Genomic DNA, 18097 nt, shown 5'->3' on the forward strand with positions numbered 1-18097 from the left:
ATCGATTTGAACTTTTTGGGCTGTGTAAATTAGTCTATTTTTGTGAAAACCCAGTTATAATGTATAAATCGCTTTTACGCCCTTTCCTTTTTAGGTTTGATCCTGAATGGGTGCATCATTTCACTTTTAACACTTTAAAGAAATTCGGTAAAACTTCCATTTTTAAAAACCTGGTAAAAAAGAAGTTCCAGGTGGAAGATTCGAGATTGGAACGAGAGGTTTTCGGACTTAAATTTAAGAATCCGGTGGGGCTTGCCGCTGGTTTCGATAAAGATGCAAAGCTTTTTCAGGAGCTATCAGATTTAGGCTTTGGGTTTATTGAAATAGGCACTGTTACCCCAAAAGCGCAACCCGGTAACGAGAAAAAACGCCTCTTTAGGTTAAAAGAAGATAATGCTATTATTAACCGAATGGGCTTTAATAATGATGGGGTAGAAGCAGCTGTTGCCCGACTTAAGAAAAATAAAAATGTACTTATTGGCGGGAATATTGGGAAAAACAAGATTACTGCAAACGAAAATGCCGTAGAAGATTACAAGATTTGCTTTGAAGCGCTTTACGATTATGTAAACTATTTTGTGGTAAATGTGAGTTCTCCAAATACCCCGAATTTAAGGGAGTTACAGGATAAAGAGCCGCTTACTAATTTGTTGAATACCCTGCAAAATTTAAATGCCGCAAAGCTTAAGCAAAAGCCTATTTTGCTAAAAATAGCTCCCGACCTTACCGATGCGCAGTTACTGGACATTATAGAAATTGTAAAAGAAACAAAAATCGCAGGGGTAATCGCAACCAATACAACCATTTCCCGTGAAGGCTTAAAATCTGAAAATAAGTTAGAAACCGGCGGACTTAGCGGAAAGCCTTTAACAAACCGGGCTACCGAGGTAATTCGTTTTCTTTCTGAAAAAAGCAATAAAGCCTTTCCAATTATTGGAGTTGGGGGTATACACACCGCCGAAGATGCGTTGGAGAAACTTGATGCCGGTGCTAGTTTAGTGCAATTATACACCGGATTTATTTATGAAGGCCCGGCTTTAATAAAAAGAATTAATAAAGCATTGTTAAATAGAAGTAGGGGCTAAGTTATTTTAAATGATAGACCAGCTCATTCCCTTTTTAACGGCTTCAGCTATTTTAACCATCTCACCGGGCCCCGATATTATCTATGTTATGGTTCAGGGAATAGCCAATGGTAAAAAGTATGGTTTTGTCACAGCTCTGGGACTGGCCACGGGTATTATTGTTCACACCAGTCTGGTGGCTTTTGGGGTATCGGCGATTATTAAAAGTTCAGATTCACTCTTTCTAATTATTAAATTACTGGGTGCTAGTTATCTGCTGTATCTGGCCTGGTTGGTTTTTAAGAGCGACCCTAAAATTGCTTATTCTTCAAAAGGAATTCAAAAGAAATCTTTGTTGTCGCTTTTCAAACAGGGATTTATAATGAATGTGCTAAATCCAAAAGTGACCATATTTTTTCTGGCCTTTTTTCCCGGTTTTCTTTGGGATCCGGAAGGAAATACCGTGTTTCAATTCTATATTTTAGGCCTGCTTTTTATGGGTATTACAATTCTTATCTTTGGAAGTGTAGCTTTATTAGCCGGGAAAATCTCTGCTTACTTAAAAAAGCATACACACTCTGCCCTTGTTCTAAAATGGTTGCAGATTGTGGTTTTTATAGGAATAGCAACTTTTATACTGATCTAGTTGTATAAAATTAGACTTAAAGGAAAATTAGAAGTTATACTTTTTTACTAGTAGGATGCTAATAAAATGAATTAATATGCATTGGTTTTTAGATATTCCTTAAAATACTATCTTTGATGATATGGATAAAATCAAGCTTATTGAGTGTCCGCGGGACGCTATGCAGGGAATAAAAACCTTTATTCCTACTGAAAAAAAAGTACAGTATATTCAGTCTTTATTGCGTTGCGGCTTTGATACCATAGATTTTGGAAGCTTTGTGTCTCCTAAGGCTATTCCGCAAATGGTAGATACGGCTGAAGTTTTATCTAAATTAGATCTTTCTACCACAAAAAGTAAACTGCTTGCTATTGTAGCAAATACCCGGGGAGCAAAGGATGCTTCAGCGCATCCTGAAATTGATTATTTGGGCTATCCTTTTTCAATTTCCGAAAACTTCCAAATGCGTAATACCCATAAAACCATTGGTGAATCTGTAGATATTTTGGGCGAGATTCTTGAAATTGCAGAAAAATCGAATAAAAAAGTAGTAGCATATCTTTCTATGGGCTTTGGAAATCCTTATGGCGATCCCTGGGATGTGGAGATTGTGGGGGAGTGGACAAAAAAGTTATCGGATATGGGAGTAAAGATTCTTTCTTTATCAGATACTATTGGAAGTTCTACTCCGGATATTATTAAATACCTATTCTCAAATCTAATTCCTGAATATCCCGAAATAGAATTTGGAGCCCACCTTCATACCATACCTTCCAAATGGCACGAAAAAATTGATGCTGCCTACCAGGCGGGCTGCAGAAGGTTTGATGGGGCTATTCAGGGTTTTGGGGGCTGCCCTATGGCAAAAGATGAGCTTACCGGTAATATGCCATCAGAGAAAATGCTTTCTTATTTCAACTCTAAAAAGCTGGACTCAAATATTAAAATGACCAGCTTTGAATCTGCTTATAACGAAGCTTCTAAAATCTTTAATGCTTATCATTAATAGTCTTTATTTAAATTTTGCAGTTGATTAATAAAACCTATTTAAAATTAATCTAAATAAACTTGTTCTAACAAAATTCTGTTTTTATATTTGCTGCTCAATAATTTTAATCAGTCTAAATAAAGTAATATGAAAAAGCTGTTCTTATCAGCAATCTTAGGTGGGTTAACGCTTACCTCTTGTTCATCTGACGATGATGTTTCACCAGAAACCCCAAAGTTGGAGGTCCCTGAAACCTATACTTTTGAAAGAGATGCTAATTCTAGCGTAAGTTACTCAGGTCAAACTACAAGGCTGCAAATGACTTCCGAAATATTGGCTAAGTTTACCGATTTTGAAAATGGAAGCGAAACACTTTTGCTTGATATGTTTGCAAATGAAAATGCTCCTTTTGAGAATGCAAGCCTTAATGAATCCTCCAAAAGTATAAAATCTAAAGTAGCGGCTTCCAAATTGTATTTTTCAGCAAATACAGTAGAAAGTGCCGAGATTAAAGGCGACTTTGATTCTTATATTTCTGAGCAATTTACAGCAGTAAAAGCTAATAAAGAAGTTTTGGCCGATACCGGTAAAGCGGGCCAAATAGCCCAGGGAACTAAGGTTAGATATATTAATGAGAAAGGTTTGGAAATGAACCAGGCTTTTGCAAAAGGCTTAATTGGAGGGCTTTTAGCAGATCAAATTTTAAATAACTATCTGTCTCAGGAAGTTTTGGATGAAGGCGATAATCGTGCTAATAATGATGCCGGTATGCTTGAAGAAGGTAAAAATTATACCACCATGGAGCATAAGTGGGATGAGGCTTACGGATACCTTTACGGAGATCCTTCTATTCCACAACAAGATCCCAATTCGGTTTTAAATGAAAGTGATGATGCCCTTTTGTTTAAATATATGGGGAGTGTAAATGACGATAGTGATTTTGAAGGTATAGCCGAAGAAACTTTTGAAGCTTTTAAAACCGGTAGGGCAGCTGTTGTTGCCGGAGATTACCAGGCTCGTGATGCCCAGGTAAAAATTATCCGTGAGAATATTTCAAAAATTATTGCTGTAAAGACAGTATATTATCTACAGGCAGGTAAAGAGCAAATGGCTGAGGGGCAAACCGGAGCTGCATTTCATTCGCTTTCTGAAGCTTATGGATTTATCTATAGTCTTAGGTTTACCCATAACCCGGAAACAGGTGCACCCTATATTTCTGCCGATAATGTTGAAAATTATTTAGGACAGTTAATGAGTGGGGATGGTTTTTGGGAAGTGACACCAGAGACTTTAGATACTATTTCTGAAGAAGTTGCTGCTGCCTTCGATTTTACGGTAGCAGAAGCATAATTAAAAAACTTTACCGGAGCTGAATTATTTTTTTCTGCTCCGGTTTTTAATATTTATAGCTATGACTAAGATTTCAAAATTTTTATTGATCGCAATGTTAGCATTTGCCGTTGCTTGTAGTACAGATGATGGTGAGGGTGGCGATTCTACTGGTTCAGATAATTTTGACAGGGGCAAAATGCTGGCCAATTGGGCCGATAATATAATTGTGCCTTCTTTTGTGGCTTTTCAAGAGGAGACACAAAAGCTGGAAGATATAGCTAAGGCTTTTGCTGAAACTCCAAATCTTGCGGTATTAAAAACGCTTAGGGCCCAATATAAGGTAGCTTATCAGGAGTTTCAAACCGTGGAGATGTTTCAAATTGGAAAAGCTGAAGAATTAGGTTACAGAAATTTCCTAAATACATACCCAACCAAAACAGAAAATATTGAATCTAAAATAGCTTCCGGAAGTTATAATCTTGAATTGCCTTCAAGTTATGCAGAACAAGGTTTTCCTGCTTTAGATTACTTGTTGTACAGCTACGGAACGGCAGAAGAGACCCTGGGGGCTTTAACTGCAAATCCAGAATCTATCAATTATATACTGTCTGTGGCCGAACATATCAATACCTTAACTGCTGAGGTTACAACTTCCTGGCAAGGTGATTACAGAGATACCTTTGTAAATAATACCAGTTCTTCAAGTACCGGTTCGGTAGATAGATTTACCAACGATTATGTAATGTATTATGAAAAAATACTAAGATCTGGAAAAATTGGTTATCCTGCCGGTGCTTTTACCGGTTCACCTTCACCAGGAAATGTTGAAGGGCTTTATGCCGGAGATATTTCGAAGAATTTATACCTGCAGGCGCTGGATAGCTTTGAAGATTTTTACTATGGGGTTCAGCTTAACGGGGGTGAAAATGGACCAAGTTATTTCCAGTATTTGAAATATATGGAGGATAAAACAGATTCAGAGAGTTTAACGGCTTCTATATCAGATCAGTTTTCGGCCATTAGAAATCAAAGCTCAGACCTGGGTGATAATCTTAGGTTACAGGTAGAAACCGATAATTCTAAGATGTTAGCGGCTCATGATGAGCTTCAAAAGCTGGTAATCCTCTTAAAAGTAGATATGATGCAAACGCTTTCAATTAGCGTAGATTATGTAGATTCAGACGGGGATTAATTAATGCAAACCGTGCTAAGTAAATATCTAAATAAGACAACGGAAGCCGCCCCCTTGGCGGTTTTTCGTTTGTTTTTTGGCCTTATGATGTTTGCCAGTATAGTACGTTTTTGGCTAAATGGCTGGATAGAAAAATTATATATCACACCAGAATTCTTCTTTTCTTATTACGGGTTTGAATGGGTTAAACCTTTGGGAGAATATACTTATCTAATATTTATTCTTTGTGGTATAGCGGCTTTAATGGTTGCCGTAGGTTATAAATATCGTTTGGCCATTATCTTGTTTTTCCTAAGCTTTACCTATATAGAGCTTATGGATAAAACTACCTATCTTAACCATTATTACTTTATTAGTATTCTTAGCTTTTTAATGATTTTTTTACCCGCTAATGTCTATTTTTCTATAGATGCCCGGCAAAATCCTGCCAAAGCTTTTCAAAAAATACCTCAGTGGTGCATAGATGTAATTAAATTATTACTGGGAATTGTTTACTTCTATGCAGGCCTGGCAAAAATTAATTCCGATTGGCTTTTTAGGGCCATGCCTTTAAAAATATGGTTGCCATCAAAATACGATCTTCCTTTCCTGGGCGATCTTATGCAACAGGAATGGGTGCATTATGCCTTTAGCTGGAGTGGAATGTTATACGATCTTTCAATTCCTTTTTTGTTGCTTTACAAAAGAACCCGCTTTGTAGCATTTTTAATGGTGATCGTTTTTCATGTTCTTACACGTGTGCTTTTCCCAATAGGCATGTTTCCATTTATTATGATTGTTAGCGCATTGATCTTTTTTAGTCCGAAAATCCATCATGGTATATTAGGTTTAATATCAAAGTGGTTTAGTATATCGAAACAAAAATTTGACAATCTAAAGGCCTACCAGTTTTTAGGGGTAAAGAAAAACCTAAGTCTGGGTGTGATTACAGTCTTTTTTATTATTCAGTTTTTATTCCCGTGGCGATATTTACTGTATCCGGGCGAACTGTTTTGGACAGAAGAGGGCTTTAGGTTTTCCTGGCGGGTAATGCTTATGGAAAAAGCCGGCTATGCTCAGTTTAAAGTGGTAAACGCTGAGACTGGAAAACGATTTTATGTAGATAATTCAGATTTTCTTACACCCTTTCAGGAGAAACAAATGTCTTTTCAGCCCGATTTTATTCTTGAATACGCTCATTTTTTAGCCGATCATTTTACTAAAGATGGTCATGAAAATATTGAAATCTACGTAGAAAATTATGTGGCGCTTAACGGAAGAAAGAGCACTCCCTATATAGACCCGCAGGTTAATTTGCTTAATTTCGCGGACTCTTTTAAACATAAAACATTCATTTTACCATTTAAGGATGAAATTAAAGGTCTTTAGTATATTAGTTTTTTTAGTGTCGTTTGGCTATGCCCAGCATAGTCTTAGCGGGAAGGTGATTTCTACTGAAACAGGGGCGCCCATACCAAATGCCGAAGTTTGGAATAAAACAACATCTGATGTAGTGGTGACCGATGAACGTGGTAGTTTTGAAATAAAGGGCATTAAATCAGGTACTTATATTTTTGCTGTTTTTAGTTACGAACACACTATCCTGGAAAAGCAAATAACAATAAATAGAGATCTTGTAATGGATTTTAGCCTCTCGCCATTAGCCGAAAGTCTAAGTGAGGTGATGATTACCAATAGAAGAGAGCAATTATTCGCTTTAAGAAAGCTTAGAAAGGTAGAGGGAACTGCTATCTATGCCGGTAAAAAAAGTGAAGTGGTTCTTATGGATAAAGTTTCCGGAAATCTCGCCGCCAATAATGCCAGGGAGATTTATAACCAGGTGGTTGGTTTAAATATTTATGATAATGGCGATGCGGGGCTTCAATTAAATATTGGTGGGCGCGGCCTTGACCCTAACCGAACCCAGAATTTCAACACCCGGCAAAATGGTTACGATATCTCGGCCGACGTGTTGGGATATCCCGAGAGTTATTATACCCCACCGCCTGAGGCGCTAAGGGAAATTCAAGTAGTGCGAGGTGCAGCTTCCTTACAATATGGGACACAATTTGGCGGTCTCATTAATTTCAAATTTAAAAAGCCTCCGCGCGATAAAAAAATAGAATTGGTTTCAAGGCAGTCGGTAGGTTCTTATAACCTTTTTACTAGTTTTAATAGTTTGGCAGGTACTATTGGTAAGTTTAGCTACTACACTTACTACAACTACAAAATCGGAGAAGGTTTTAGGCCTAATTCAGAATATACCTCTAATAATTTCTTTTCTCATTTTGGATGGGATTTTAGCGATAAAACCAGGCTTAGTTTTGAGTATACTTATTTAGATTATGTAGCTCAGCAACCCGGCGGCCTCACCGATGCACAGTTTTATGAAGATCCTACATTTAGCAATAGGGAGCGAAACTGGTTTGATGTAAACTGGAATTTATATGCGCTAAAATTTAAACATCGCTTTTCTAATAGAACAGACTTTAGTTTAAACCTGTTTGGGTTGGATGCATCGCGTAAAGCCGTTGGTTTTAGGGAAAACCGTGTCTCGCAACCTGATGATCTTTCGGCACCAAGGGAATTGTTGGTAGACGATTTTTCTAATTGGGGTGCAGAGGCCAGGTTATTAAGCAGGTATAATTTATTTGATGGGGAATCGGTTTTTTTAATTGGAAGTAAATATTACGATGCCAATAATTTTCAAAAACAAGGTCCGGGAACAGTTTCGGCTAAGCCTGAATTTACTTTTACCAATAATGAATACCCAAATTACCCAAGGCAATCTGAGTATAAATTTCCAAATAAAAACCTTGCCATTTTTGGAGAAAATATCTTTAATCTTACCAATAAATTGTCGGTTACACCCGGTTTTAGGTTAGAGTATATAAATACAAAGGCCAATGGTTTTTATAAAGAAATAGTGTTGGACCTGGCCGATAATCCTTTAATTAATAGAACCAAAGAAGAGGATAAAGACCTGGAAAGAAGCTTTGTGTTATTAGGAATTGGAGCCAGCTATAACCTGGATTCATCTAATGAATTATATGCTAATTTTTCCCAAAATTACAGGTCGGTTACCTTTAGCGATATTAGAATTGTAAATCCGAGTTTTGTGGTAGATCCAAATATTTCAGAAGAACGCGGCTTTACCTCAGATTTTGGAATTAGGGGGAATTTAAAAAACTTCCTGTCTTACGACGCCAGTATATTTGGTTTATGGTATAGAGATAGGATCGGGGAAGTTTTGGGAGTTGAAGATGGCTTTATAGTTAGAAGGCGTGGAAATATTGGAGATGCGTTTATTTATGGTTTAGAAACTTTTGCCGACTGGAACATTAAGAATACTTTTTTTGAACAAGCTAAGAATTACCGATTAAACCTTTTTCTAAACACCGCTTTTACAAATTCTGAATATACCGCCTCAGAAGAAACTAATGTGGAGGGGAATCAGGTAGAGTTTATTCCCTACGTAAACCTAAAAACAGGTTTAAATTTTGGTTATGCTAATTTTCTGGCCGGTCTTCAATATACCTATTTGTCTAAGCAATATACAGATGCTACCAATGCCCCACAAGATGTTGATGATAACCAACGCGGTATAGAAGGGAGTATTCCGGCTTATGGGATTTTAGATTTTTCGGCTTCCTATAGTTTAGGTAAGTTTAAGTTAGAAACTGGGGTGAATAATCTTTTAGATAACTCCTATTTTACAAGACGAGCTACGGGTTACCCCGGTCCGGGGATTATTCCGGCACAGCCCATAACCTGGTATACAAGTCTTCAATTTAAATTTTAAAGCTTAGGTGGTAGAAATGAATAATTAAAGCCTACTTAGCCTGAATCAGGAATATTATTCGGCTTAAAAAAGTACTTATTTTTTATTTAAACCTATTCTAAATAATTATATTTGAACAAAATTTTAAAAAAGATAGCAATGAAGAAAACATTAATTGGTCTTCTGGCATTAAGCTTAGTCTTTTCCTGCAAAAACGCAGAAGAGAAAGATAAAAATACTGAGGAAGAAAAAACTCAAGAAGTAAATGTTTATACTCATAGACATTATGAGTCGGACCAGGAGTTGTTTAAACAATTTGAAGAAGAATCAGGGATTACTGTAAATGTAATAAATGCCAACGCCGATGAGCTTATACAAAAAATGAGCATGGAAGGAGAGCAATCTCCCGCCGATGTGCTTATTACTGTAGATGCAGGTAGATTAGAAAGAGCTAAAAGCGGTGGGCTTTTGCAAGCGGTGTCTTCAAAAACCCTGGAAGAAACCATTCCGTCTCATCTTAAAGATGCCGATAACCATTGGTTCGGACTTACCAAAAGAGCCAGGGTAATAGCCTATGCTAAAGATAGGGTAGATGAGAGTGAATTATCTACTTATGAGGATTTAGCTTCAGAAAAATGGAAAAATAAGCTTTTAATACGTTCTTCCGGGAATATTTACAATCAGTCACTTATGGCTTCTATTATGGTTCATAATGGGGAAGAAGAGGCGAAAAAATGGGCTGAGGCAATCGTTGAAAATATGGCGCGGGCTCCTAAAGGGAATGATCGTGACCAGGTGAAGGCGGTAGTTGCAGGAGAAGGTGATCTTGCTGTTGTAAACACTTATTATATAGGTAAACTTTTAAATTCTGAAGATCCCGAAGAAGTAAAAGCAGGAGAGAGTATTAAACTTTTCTTTCCTAATCAGGATGGTCGTGGCACACACATTAATGTAAGCGGGGCCGGGGTGGCAAAATATGCTCCTAATAAAGAAAATGCTATTAAATTTATAGAGTTTTTAATTTCTGAAAAAGCTCAAAAAGTTTTTGCCCATTCAAACTATGAATACCCGATAAACGAAGCGGTAGCACCTGCAGCATTATTACAGGAATGGGGCGAATTTAAAGAAGATACCCTTAATCTTTCTAAACTTGGCGAAAACAATAAAAAAGCAGTAATGCTATTTGATGAAGCAGGCTGGAAATAATAGTGACATATTCTCAATAAAAGCCAGGTTAAGGAGGCTTAAAAGAGATACAAATCGATGGTCAATTTTTACATTGGCCATCGTTCTTTTTATCACCTTACCGGTAATTGCTATTGCAGTAAAACTATTGGAGGGGCCCGGGGAAACCTGGTGGCATCTTGTAGATAATCTATTGGTAGACTACATAGGGAACTCCTTTTTTCTGATTTTTGCCTGTAGTTTGTTAGTGCTTATCACCGGGGTGGGTACAGCCTGGTTGGTAGCGCGTTTTGAATTTCCCTTTAGAAAACAACTGGAGTGGTTGCTTATACTTCCATTGGCTATTCCATCTTACATCGTAGCCTATGCCTATGCCGGGGTGTTTGATTATGGCGGAAGCCTTGATCTTATTTTTAGATTTCTAAATCTGGAATTTATTCGAATAGATATTATGAATAAATATGGGCTGGCCTATGTATTAAGTATTTCCCTTTTTCCTTATGTGTATGTTAGTTCGCGTGCCTTTTTCTTAAACCAGGCAGGAAATTTACTGGAAGCTTCAACGATGTTAGGGGTGGGGGAGTTTAAATCTTTTTTTAGACTTATGTTGCCATTGGCAAGACCGGCAATTATTGCGGGACTCATATTGGTACTCATGGAGGTTTTAAATGATTATGGTGCGGCACAATATTTTGGGGTAAATACTTTTACAACCGGTATTTTTAGGGCATGGTTCTCTCTGGAGGAACCGGAAACTGCTGTTTACCTTTCAGCATTACTCATCTTTATAGTTTTTGCATTAATTTTAATCGAGAAATGGCAGCGAAAAAGTGTTCAGGTTTCCGGAAATAGGGCTTCCAGATATATTCATAGAAAAACCGGTACCCGACTAATGCAAAACCTAAAGTTTTTATTGGTATTAATTCCCGTAATCTTAGGCTTTTTTATTCCTGTGGCGCAATTAGGCTATTGGGCATTTTTAACGGCCGAACAAGTGTTCGATTTTAATTTTATTCAACTTTCATTACAAAGTTTTGGGATAGCTTTCATCACCTCTTTGGTAACGGTGCTTTTTGCTACCTTACTCATTTATTTTGCTAAATGGAGTAATACCAGCGGAATTAAAAGTATATCTAAATTTGGGGTTTTAGGTTATGCAATTCCCGGAGCTGTTGTGGCCATTGGCATTATGATCCCTACGCTTGCTTTCGATAAATGGTTTATAGTTACGATGGATTCACTTTTTGGAATTAAAACCGGATTCTTATTTAACGGTACCCTGGTGGCACTGGTCTATGCCTATAGCGTTAGATTTATGGCGGTAGCGCATAACCCAATAGAATCTACCGCTTTAAAAGTAAGTAATAGTATACCAGATTCGTCTAAGATGCTGGGTGTGGGAAACTTTAAGACCTTTTTTAAAATAGAGTTTCCACTTATTAAAACCGGGATTTTAAGTGCGATGATATTGGTGTTTATTGATGTATTAAAAGAACTACCGCTTACGTTAATTTTAAAACCTTTTCATGTTAACACACTCGCAGTGAAGGCTTTTGAATATGCAAGCGATGAAATGGTTATGGAGGCTGCCATTCCTTCATTATTTATTATCTTCACGGCAACAATTCCGGTGATATTTTTGAATAAATTATTGATAAAAGACTAGTATGCTAAGCCTGGACTCCATTTCTAAAAGCTTTGATAAAGGTAGAAATTTTGCCTTAAAGGAGGTTTCTTTTAATTTAGAAAAGGGAAATGTTTGTGCTATTGTTGGTGAAAGCGGAAGCGGAAAAACAACCCTGGTTCGGCTTATTGCTGGCTTGGAAAGGCCAGATCACGGTAGCATTGTGCTAAATGGTAAAGAGCTGTCTTCGGTCAATAAACTAGTGCCGCCCGAAAAACGGAAAATAGGTTTGGTTTTCCAGGAATATGCTTTATTTCCCCACTTTAACCTTTTAAAAAATGTAACCTACGGGATTTCTAAGCTTAAGAATAAAAAAGAACGCGCCCTGGAGATGTTGGATTTGGTTGGCCTAAGCGGATTGGAAAAACGTTATCCGCATCAACTTTCAGGAGGGCAGCAACAACGAGTTGCTCTGGCCCGGGCTTTGGCACCAGAGCCTTCTTTGTTGATTTTAGATGAACCCTTTAGCAATCTTGATGCGATGCTAAGAATGCAGTTGCGTAGCCAGGTGTTTGAAATTATAAAGAAAACTGGCGTTACCGCAATTTTTGTGACTCACGATACGCAGGATGCTCTTTCTGTGGCCGATGAAATTCTTATTCTTCAACACGGAAAAGTAATTCAAAAAGACCAGGCTTCAAATTTGTATACAAAACCTAATTCGGTGTATGTGGCTTCTCTTTTTGGAAATACTATTCAACTAAATAAAGAATTACAAACCGCTTTTAATTGTCCTTTAAACCCCAATTGTAATCATGCTATACGCAACGAAAACCTTAGTATTAACGAGGAATGCGAGTATATTACCCATGCCAGGGTTTTGAAGAAAACCTTTATGGGGAATACCACCCAATTGTTGTTAAAGTTAGACAACGGTCATCAGGTTTCGGTGGTTACTAAAGAGACTCATGTGGCCGATAGGATAAAGATTGGCTTTAATTCTACCGATGTACTCGAATTTGGTAGCTAAATTTTCCCTAAAGTAATTTTCTGATAACTAATAGGTTTTAAACCTATTTTTTCTATAAAAAACGTATATTTGCACGCAATTAAATCTTTAATTGCTATGATCGCACACGAATCCAAAATTTTAGGAGAAGGCCTTACTTACGATGATGTATTGCTTGTCCCTGCTTATTCTGAAGTACTACCACGGGAAGTAAGTATCCGTACAAAATTCACTAAAAATATTTCTATAAACGTTCCTATTGTATCGGCAGCGATGGATACGGTAACCGAATCCAGAATGGCCATTGCTATGGCCCGTGAAGGTGGAATTGGTGTGCTGCATAAAAATATGACTGTTGAGCAACAAGCTCTAAAGGTACGAAAGGTGAAACGAGCTGAAAGCGGAATGATTATAGATCCCGTAACCTTGCCTATTAATGCAAGTGTGAGCGATGCTAAAGCAAGTATGCGCGAGCATAGTATTGGTGGAATTCCAATTGTAGATGAAGATGGGAAATTGTTGGGAATTGTAACCAATAGGGATTTGCGTTTCGAGAAAAACCTTAAACGCCCAATCGCTGAGGTAATGACTTCAGAGAACCTGGTAACTGTAGCTGAAGGGACATCCCTGGAACAGGCCGAGGATATTTTACAGGAAAATAAGATTGAAAAACTTCCGGTAGTAAACAATAGCAATAAGTTAGTTGGGCTTATTACTTTTAGGGATATTACTAAACTTACCCTTAAGCCCAACGCCAATAAAGATAGTTTTGGAAGGCTTCGCGTAGCAGCAGCGGTAGGAGTTACTGCTGATGCTGTAGAGAGAGCTGAGGCTCTTGTGAATGCTGGAGTAGATGCCATTATTATTGATACTGCCCATGGCCATACCAAAGGGGTGGTAACAGTGCTAAAAGATGTAAAAGCCAAATTTCCAGACCTGCAAGTGGTTGTAGGAAATATCGCTACCGGTGAGGCTGCAAAATATTTGGTAGAAGCTGGTGCAGATGCGGTTAAAGTAGGAATTGGTCCTGGTTCTATTTGTACTACCAGGGTAGTTGCCGGAGTTGGTTTTCCACAATTTTCAGCGGTACTTGAAGTAGCTTCAGCCCTAAAAGGCAGTGGTGTTCCGGTTATCGCCGATGGAGGAATTCGTTATACGGGAGATATTCCGAAAGCACTGGCTGCGGGAGCAGATTGTGTGATGCTAGGTTCTTTACTTGCCGGGACCAAAGAATCTCCGGGGGAAACTATTATTTACGAAGGAAGAAAATTTAAGTCATACCGCGGAATGGGATCTGTAGAGGCCATGCAAAAAGGATCTAAAGACCGTTATTTCCAGGATGTTGAAGACGATATTAAAAAACTGGTACCTGAAGGTATTGTGGGGCGTGTTCCTTACAAAGGTGAGCTTGAAGAAAGTATCCACCAATTTGTGGGAGGTCTAAAAGCAGGAATGGGCTATTGCGGTGCAAAAGATGTAGAGACTCTTAAAGAGACAGCAAAGTTCGTTAAAATTACGGCTTCTGGAATTCACGAAAGTCATCCACACGATGTAACTATCACCAACGAATCGCCTAACTATAGTAGGTAGATGCGTTTACATTTATCACAATAAAAAAGTCCCCGTAAGTTTTAAAACTTACGGGGACTTTTTATAAGGAGTAAAGTCTTTATTAAGTTAAAGCTTGTTTCAACCTGTATCACCAATTAAGTGTCATGTTGCAAGTAGGTTGTAATAAGCTTCAATTATTTTAAAAGGCACTATTCTTCGTTTGTGCCGGCCGCTTTGGGTTCTACTCCCATTTTAGACATCACTTTTTCGGTAATATCATATTCTTCTGCCGAAAATGCGAGGTTGTTGCCACCTGCGTGAAAGATTTGGGTGAATCCTTCTGCGGCAATTACCTGGCGCATTGCGGCGTCAATTTTCTCATAAAGTGGTTTGGTAAGCTCGTTTCTTCGCATTTGCATCATTAATTGTGCTCTTTGCCTAAACTGCTTTATTTGGTTTTCGAGTTCAATAATTTCAGATTCGCTTTCCTGGCGGGCTTCAGCAGCAAGGCTTTCGGCATTGGCCTGGTATTTTTTTACAAGGGTGTCGTATTGTTTTACATTAGTTTGGAAGTCTTGCTGTAATTTTTTGTCGTAGGCTTCCAGTCCTTTATTTACTTCTTCCATTTCAGGCATTTGGGAAAGAATGTAATCGGTATCTATAGTTCCTATCTTGCTTTGGGCACTAGCAAAAATGCTAAAAGTTAAAAAGGCAATTATTAAACTGCTTCGTATCATAATAAAATTGTTTTTGGCAAATATAATAGCAGCTTTTAATTATTCATATTAAAATGTGAAACTATTTCTTAATCTAACACGCTTTGGTTGTTTTCTACAAAATTTTTAAAATCTTTCATATATTGATTAGTCTGTTTTTTAAAAGCGCCTGGCATAAATAAGCCCATGAGCTTCATAAAACCACTAAAAATAAACTCGTTTTGTGATATCCAAAGCGTATGGTTCTCTTCAGTTTCTTTAAAACTATTTTTCTGAATATTATAGACGCCTTTGGCCGAATAGTTTGCGTGAAAAATAGCCGGAAGCTTATTTTCTACAATGGTCTCTACCATTTCAATTTCTCGCTTTCCCATTTTATATATTAGCATATTTTTGGAGCCTTTATCTCCTAAATTTCCGGAAATAGGTGTCATAGAGATAAATCCGCGCTGCCAATGCTTCATGTTATCTGGATTGCTAAATTTTTTAATTACTTCGGGCAGGGGCTTTTTAATTTTAATTTCACTGGTATATTTCATATTAAAAGTTTTTTATGGAACTTGAATAAAACAATTAATAAATACTTCATTTAAAGATACTTAAGAAAATTCAATTATATACTTATAATTTTTGCTTACTTGTAATCGTTTAAATATAAGCTTGTAGAACCTAAATGAATTCTTATTTTTGCTTACCGGCAATTTACAGGCTCTTAGATATTTAATAATGGTATGTATATTGTTAGTGCAATAATTGAAAATGTTGAAAATAGTACCTGTATTTATAGTTTTTTTACTAAGCGGTTTTATGCTTGCGGGTTGTTCCTATCTTGAAAAAGAGGATGATAGGGAAGTTGTGGTAAGGGTTAATGATACTTATTTGTATAAGGAAGATATTAATGCCTTAATCAATGAAAATACTTCTGCAGAAGACAGTGCAATTATTGTTTCTAATTATATAAATAATTGGGCCACACAGCAATTGCTTATAGATAGGGCACAATTAAATCTTCCGGAGAGTCAACTTAGGGAATTTAAAGACCTTATAGAAAACTATAAGAATGAGCTTTATACCAGTGCCTATAAAGATGCGGTGGTAAGTAGGGAGTTAGACAGTACTTTGTCTATTGAAGAAAAGCAGTCATACTTTGAAGAGAATAAAGGAAATTTTAAGCTTTCAGACGATTTATTGAAACTAAGATATGTAAGCCTGGCTCCAAAAAATACCAAAATAGATGAAATAGCCTCTTACTTAACTAGCTTTGAAGAAGAGGATATAGAGGAACTTGAGAAAATTTCACTTCAGTTTAAGAATTATTCTCTAAACGATTCGGTTTGGGTAAAGTTAAAAACGGTATACAATAAAATTCCTGCGCTCACCATAGAGCATAGAGATAAACTTTTAAACAAATCTAATTTTCTTCAGGTAGAAGATTCATTAGGCGTATATTTGATTTTTATAAAAGATGTGTTGGAGCGTGGGGAAGATGCGCCCTTTGAATATGCCGAGCCAACAATTGAGAAAATTTTGCTGAATAAGCGAAAATTAAACCTGATAAAAGAACTTGAAAAAGATATTACAAAAGATGCAATTAAAAATGAAGAATTTGAAATCTATAATTAAAATCACCGGCTTGCTTTTAGCCATTTTATTTGGCTTTACCGGTTATGCTCAGGATGTAATTGTTACCGATAGTACGGCCATTCAGCCAGAAGATGAAATTGCAAAGAATACGGTTGCCCAGGAAAACAGTTCAGAGCGCAGAAAGGTAGATGGAATTGCCGCAGTAATTGGTGATTATATTATTCTGGACAGCGATGTAGACATGATGTATAAGGATATGCAGAGCCAGGGAATGTCTACCGCTGATGTTACCGATTGCCAACTGGCAGGTTCTTTAATGGAAAATAAGTTGTATGCACACCACGCTATCCAGGATAGTATTATTATTATGGATGCCGAAGTAAATAATTATATAGACCAACAAATTTCTGAAATGGTTCGCCAGGTAGGTTCCATGGAAAAGGTGCTTGAGTTTTATAACAAAGAAAATGAAGCTGAATTTAGAAGTGAATTGTTCGAGCTAAACAAAGAGCGCCAATTGGCCAGTCGTATGCAGCAACGAATTATTGAAGGGGTAGAAATTACCCCAGAAGAAGTGAGGGCTTTTTATGAAAGTATTCCTGAAGATGAACGCCCGGTTTTTGGAGAAGAAATAGAGCTTAGCCAAATTGTGATAAAACCTGAAATTCCCGAAAGTGAAAAACAAAAAGTAATAGATCGTTTAAATGAATTTAGGGCAGATGTCTTAGATAATGATGCGAGTTTTGCTACTAAGGCAGTTTTATATTCACAAGATCCTGGGAGTGCCAGTGAAGGTGGCGCAATTTCGCTCTCCAGAAAAGATAATTTTGTAAAAGAGTTTAAAGATGTTGCTTTTAGCCTTCAGGAAGGTGAAGTAAGTGAGCCTTTTGAAACCGAATTTGGGTATCATATTATTCAAATAGATAGAATTAGGGGGCAAAATGTAGATTTAAGACATATACTTCTTATTCCTGATGTGACCAATACCTCTGTTGAGGAGGCCAAGGCTAAGATAGATAGTATAAGAAAAAGGCTGGATGAAGGTGTTTTAGATTTTGCCGAAGCTGCTCGTGAATTTTCTGACCAGGAGGAAACTAGAGGAGATGGTGGTAAACTTATTAATCCACAAACAGGTAGTACTCGTTTTGAAGAACTTGCTCGAGTAGATCCTAAGTTATATCGAGAAGTTGGAGAATTACAGGAAGGTGAAATTTCTTTAAGGTTGCGTGATCAAGATAGAACAGGGCGTCCGTTTTTTAAACTGGTAAGAATAGATAAAAGAATTGCAGAGCACAAAGCCAACTATGCTAAAGATTTTTCTAAAATAAAAGAGTTGGCATTACGAGATAAACAACTGGAAGCTATTGAGGAATGGCAGAAGGAAAAAATTGGGGATACTTACATTAAAGTAAACGGTAAGTTTAAAGATTGTGAGTATAGTAGTAACTGGTTAAAAAAATAGTTTTT

The 18097-nt window shown here is 37.2% G+C and carries 15 protein-coding genes; 13 read left to right on the plus strand and 2 right to left on the minus strand.

Annotation, left to right across the window (positions count from 1 at the left end; all coding sequences use genetic code 11):
* Positions 1-59: 59 nt before the first annotated feature.
* From GUB10_RS14650 to guaB, 11 genes are all read left to right on the plus strand, one after another.
* Positions 60-1085: a quinone-dependent dihydroorotate dehydrogenase gene (locus GUB10_RS14650; RefSeq protein ID WP_193712213.1), complete on the plus strand. Its 1026-nt coding sequence runs from the start codon at positions 60-62 to the stop codon at positions 1083-1085.
* 10 nt (positions 1086-1095) lie between these two features.
* Positions 1096-1710 (plus strand): LysE family translocator, encoded by a 615-nt coding sequence (locus GUB10_RS14655; RefSeq protein ID WP_193712214.1) that lies wholly within the window; start codon positions 1096-1098, stop codon positions 1708-1710.
* Positions 1711-1831: 121 nt separating this feature from the next.
* Complete coding sequence (locus GUB10_RS14660) at positions 1832-2695, plus strand: hydroxymethylglutaryl-CoA lyase (protein ID WP_193712215.1); 864 nt, start codon at positions 1832-1834, stop codon at positions 2693-2695.
* A gap of 129 nt (positions 2696-2824) precedes the next feature.
* The gene (locus tag GUB10_RS14665; RefSeq protein WP_193712216.1) at positions 2825-4027 is read left to right on the plus strand and encodes a DUF4856 domain-containing protein; all 1203 of its coding nucleotides are present in this window, start codon (positions 2825-2827) and stop codon (positions 4025-4027) included.
* A gap of 61 nt (positions 4028-4088) precedes the next feature.
* Positions 4089-5201: an imelysin family protein gene (locus GUB10_RS14670; RefSeq protein WP_193712217.1), complete on the plus strand. Its 1113-nt coding sequence runs from the start codon at positions 4089-4091 to the stop codon at positions 5199-5201.
* A 3-nt stretch (positions 5202-5204) separates the two neighbouring features.
* Positions 5205-6569 (plus strand): HTTM domain-containing protein, encoded by a 1365-nt coding sequence (locus GUB10_RS14675; protein WP_193712218.1) that lies wholly within the window; start codon positions 5205-5207, stop codon positions 6567-6569.
* Positions 6550-8982: a TonB-dependent receptor gene (locus GUB10_RS14680; protein WP_193712219.1), complete on the plus strand. Its 2433-nt coding sequence runs from the start codon at positions 6550-6552 to the stop codon at positions 8980-8982. The genes GUB10_RS14675 and GUB10_RS14680 overlap by 20 nt, the downstream gene beginning before the upstream one ends.
* 138 nt (positions 8983-9120) lie before the next feature.
* Positions 9121-10167: a Fe(3+) ABC transporter substrate-binding protein gene (locus tag GUB10_RS14685; RefSeq protein WP_193712220.1), complete on the plus strand. Its 1047-nt coding sequence runs from the start codon at positions 9121-9123 to the stop codon at positions 10165-10167.
* Positions 10148-11812, plus strand: a complete 1665-nt coding sequence (locus tag GUB10_RS14690; RefSeq protein WP_193712221.1) for an iron ABC transporter permease — start codon at positions 10148-10150, stop codon at positions 11810-11812. Before GUB10_RS14685 ends, GUB10_RS14690 begins: the two co-directional genes overlap by 20 nt.
* 1 nt (position 11813) lies before the next feature.
* Complete coding sequence (locus tag GUB10_RS14695; RefSeq protein ID WP_193712222.1) at positions 11814-12800, plus strand: ABC transporter ATP-binding protein; 987 nt, start codon at positions 11814-11816, stop codon at positions 12798-12800.
* 96 nt (positions 12801-12896) lie between these two features.
* Entirely contained in the window at positions 12897-14369 is a 1473-nt protein-coding gene (gene guaB, locus GUB10_RS14700; RefSeq protein WP_193712223.1) for an IMP dehydrogenase, read from the plus strand.
* A 170-nt stretch (positions 14370-14539) separates the two neighbouring features.
* Here guaB and GUB10_RS14705 read toward each other — a convergent pair whose 3' ends face one another.
* The gene (locus GUB10_RS14705; RefSeq protein WP_193712224.1) at positions 14540-15067 is read right to left on the minus strand and encodes an OmpH family outer membrane protein; all 528 of its coding nucleotides are present in this window, start codon (positions 15065-15067) and stop codon (positions 14540-14542) included.
* Between the two features lie 68 nt (positions 15068-15135).
* Positions 15136-15585 carry an SRPBCC family protein gene (locus GUB10_RS14710; RefSeq protein WP_193712225.1) on the minus strand — a complete coding sequence of 150 codons (450 nt, stop codon included), beginning with the start codon at positions 15583-15585 and terminating at the stop codon, positions 15136-15138.
* Positions 15586-15805: 220 nt separating this feature from the next.
* On the opposite strand from GUB10_RS14710, the gene GUB10_RS14715 reads away from it, so the two are divergent.
* Together GUB10_RS14715 and GUB10_RS14720 are read left to right on the plus strand one after the other, a co-directional pair.
* Positions 15806-16669 (plus strand): peptidyl-prolyl cis-trans isomerase, encoded by an 864-nt coding sequence (locus GUB10_RS14715; protein ID WP_227740429.1) that lies wholly within the window; start codon positions 15806-15808, stop codon positions 16667-16669.
* The gene (locus GUB10_RS14720; protein ID WP_227740430.1) at positions 16644-18092 is read left to right on the plus strand and encodes a peptidylprolyl isomerase; all 1449 of its coding nucleotides are present in this window, start codon (positions 16644-16646) and stop codon (positions 18090-18092) included. The genes GUB10_RS14715 and GUB10_RS14720 overlap by 26 nt, the downstream gene beginning before the upstream one ends.
* Positions 18093-18097 lie beyond the last annotated feature (5 nt).

The organism is Salegentibacter sp. BLCTC (genome assembly GCF_015143665.1).
In the GTDB taxonomy this organism is placed as follows: Bacteria; Bacteroidota; Bacteroidia; order Flavobacteriales; family Flavobacteriaceae; genus Salegentibacter; species Salegentibacter maritimus.

Bases quoted from the DNA above. Each gene is read 5' to 3' on its own strand.
- GUB10_RS14695 (WP_193712222.1), top strand. From the start codon at position 11,814: ATGCTAAGCCTGGACTCCATTTCTAAAAGCTTTGATAAAGGTAGAAAT.
- GUB10_RS14680 (WP_193712219.1), top strand. From the start codon at position 6,550: ATGAAATTAAAGGTCTTTAGTATATTAGTTTTTTTAGTGTCGTTTGGC.
- GUB10_RS14715 (WP_227740429.1), top strand. From the start codon at position 15,806: ATGTTGAAAATAGTACCTGTATTTATAGTTTTTTTACTAAGCGGTTTT.
- GUB10_RS14690 (WP_193712221.1), top strand. From the start codon at position 10,148: ATGAAGCAGGCTGGAAATAATAGTGACATATTCTCAATAAAAGCCAGG.
- GUB10_RS14720 (WP_227740430.1), top strand. From the start codon at position 16,644: ATGAAGAATTTGAAATCTATAATTAAAATCACCGGCTTGCTTTTAGCC.
- GUB10_RS14705 (WP_193712224.1), bottom strand. From the start codon at position 15,067: ATGATACGAAGCAGTTTAATAATTGCCTTTTTAACTTTTAGCATTTTT.
- GUB10_RS14650 (WP_193712213.1), top strand. From the start codon at position 60: ATGTATAAATCGCTTTTACGCCCTTTCCTTTTTAGGTTTGATCCTGAA.
- GUB10_RS14670 (WP_193712217.1), top strand. From the start codon at position 4,089: ATGACTAAGATTTCAAAATTTTTATTGATCGCAATGTTAGCATTTGCC.
- GUB10_RS14660 (WP_193712215.1), top strand. From the start codon at position 1,832: ATGGATAAAATCAAGCTTATTGAGTGTCCGCGGGACGCTATGCAGGGA.
- GUB10_RS14710 (WP_193712225.1), bottom strand. From the start codon at position 15,585: ATGAAATATACCAGTGAAATTAAAATTAAAAAGCCCCTGCCCGAAGTA.
- GUB10_RS14655 (WP_193712214.1), top strand. From the start codon at position 1,096: ATGATAGACCAGCTCATTCCCTTTTTAACGGCTTCAGCTATTTTAACC.
- GUB10_RS14685 (WP_193712220.1), top strand. From the start codon at position 9,121: ATGAAGAAAACATTAATTGGTCTTCTGGCATTAAGCTTAGTCTTTTCC.
- GUB10_RS14675 (WP_193712218.1), top strand. From the start codon at position 5,205: ATGCAAACCGTGCTAAGTAAATATCTAAATAAGACAACGGAAGCCGCC.
- GUB10_RS14665 (WP_193712216.1), top strand. From the start codon at position 2,825: ATGAAAAAGCTGTTCTTATCAGCAATCTTAGGTGGGTTAACGCTTACC.
- guaB (WP_193712223.1), top strand. From the start codon at position 12,897: ATGATCGCACACGAATCCAAAATTTTAGGAGAAGGCCTTACTTACGAT.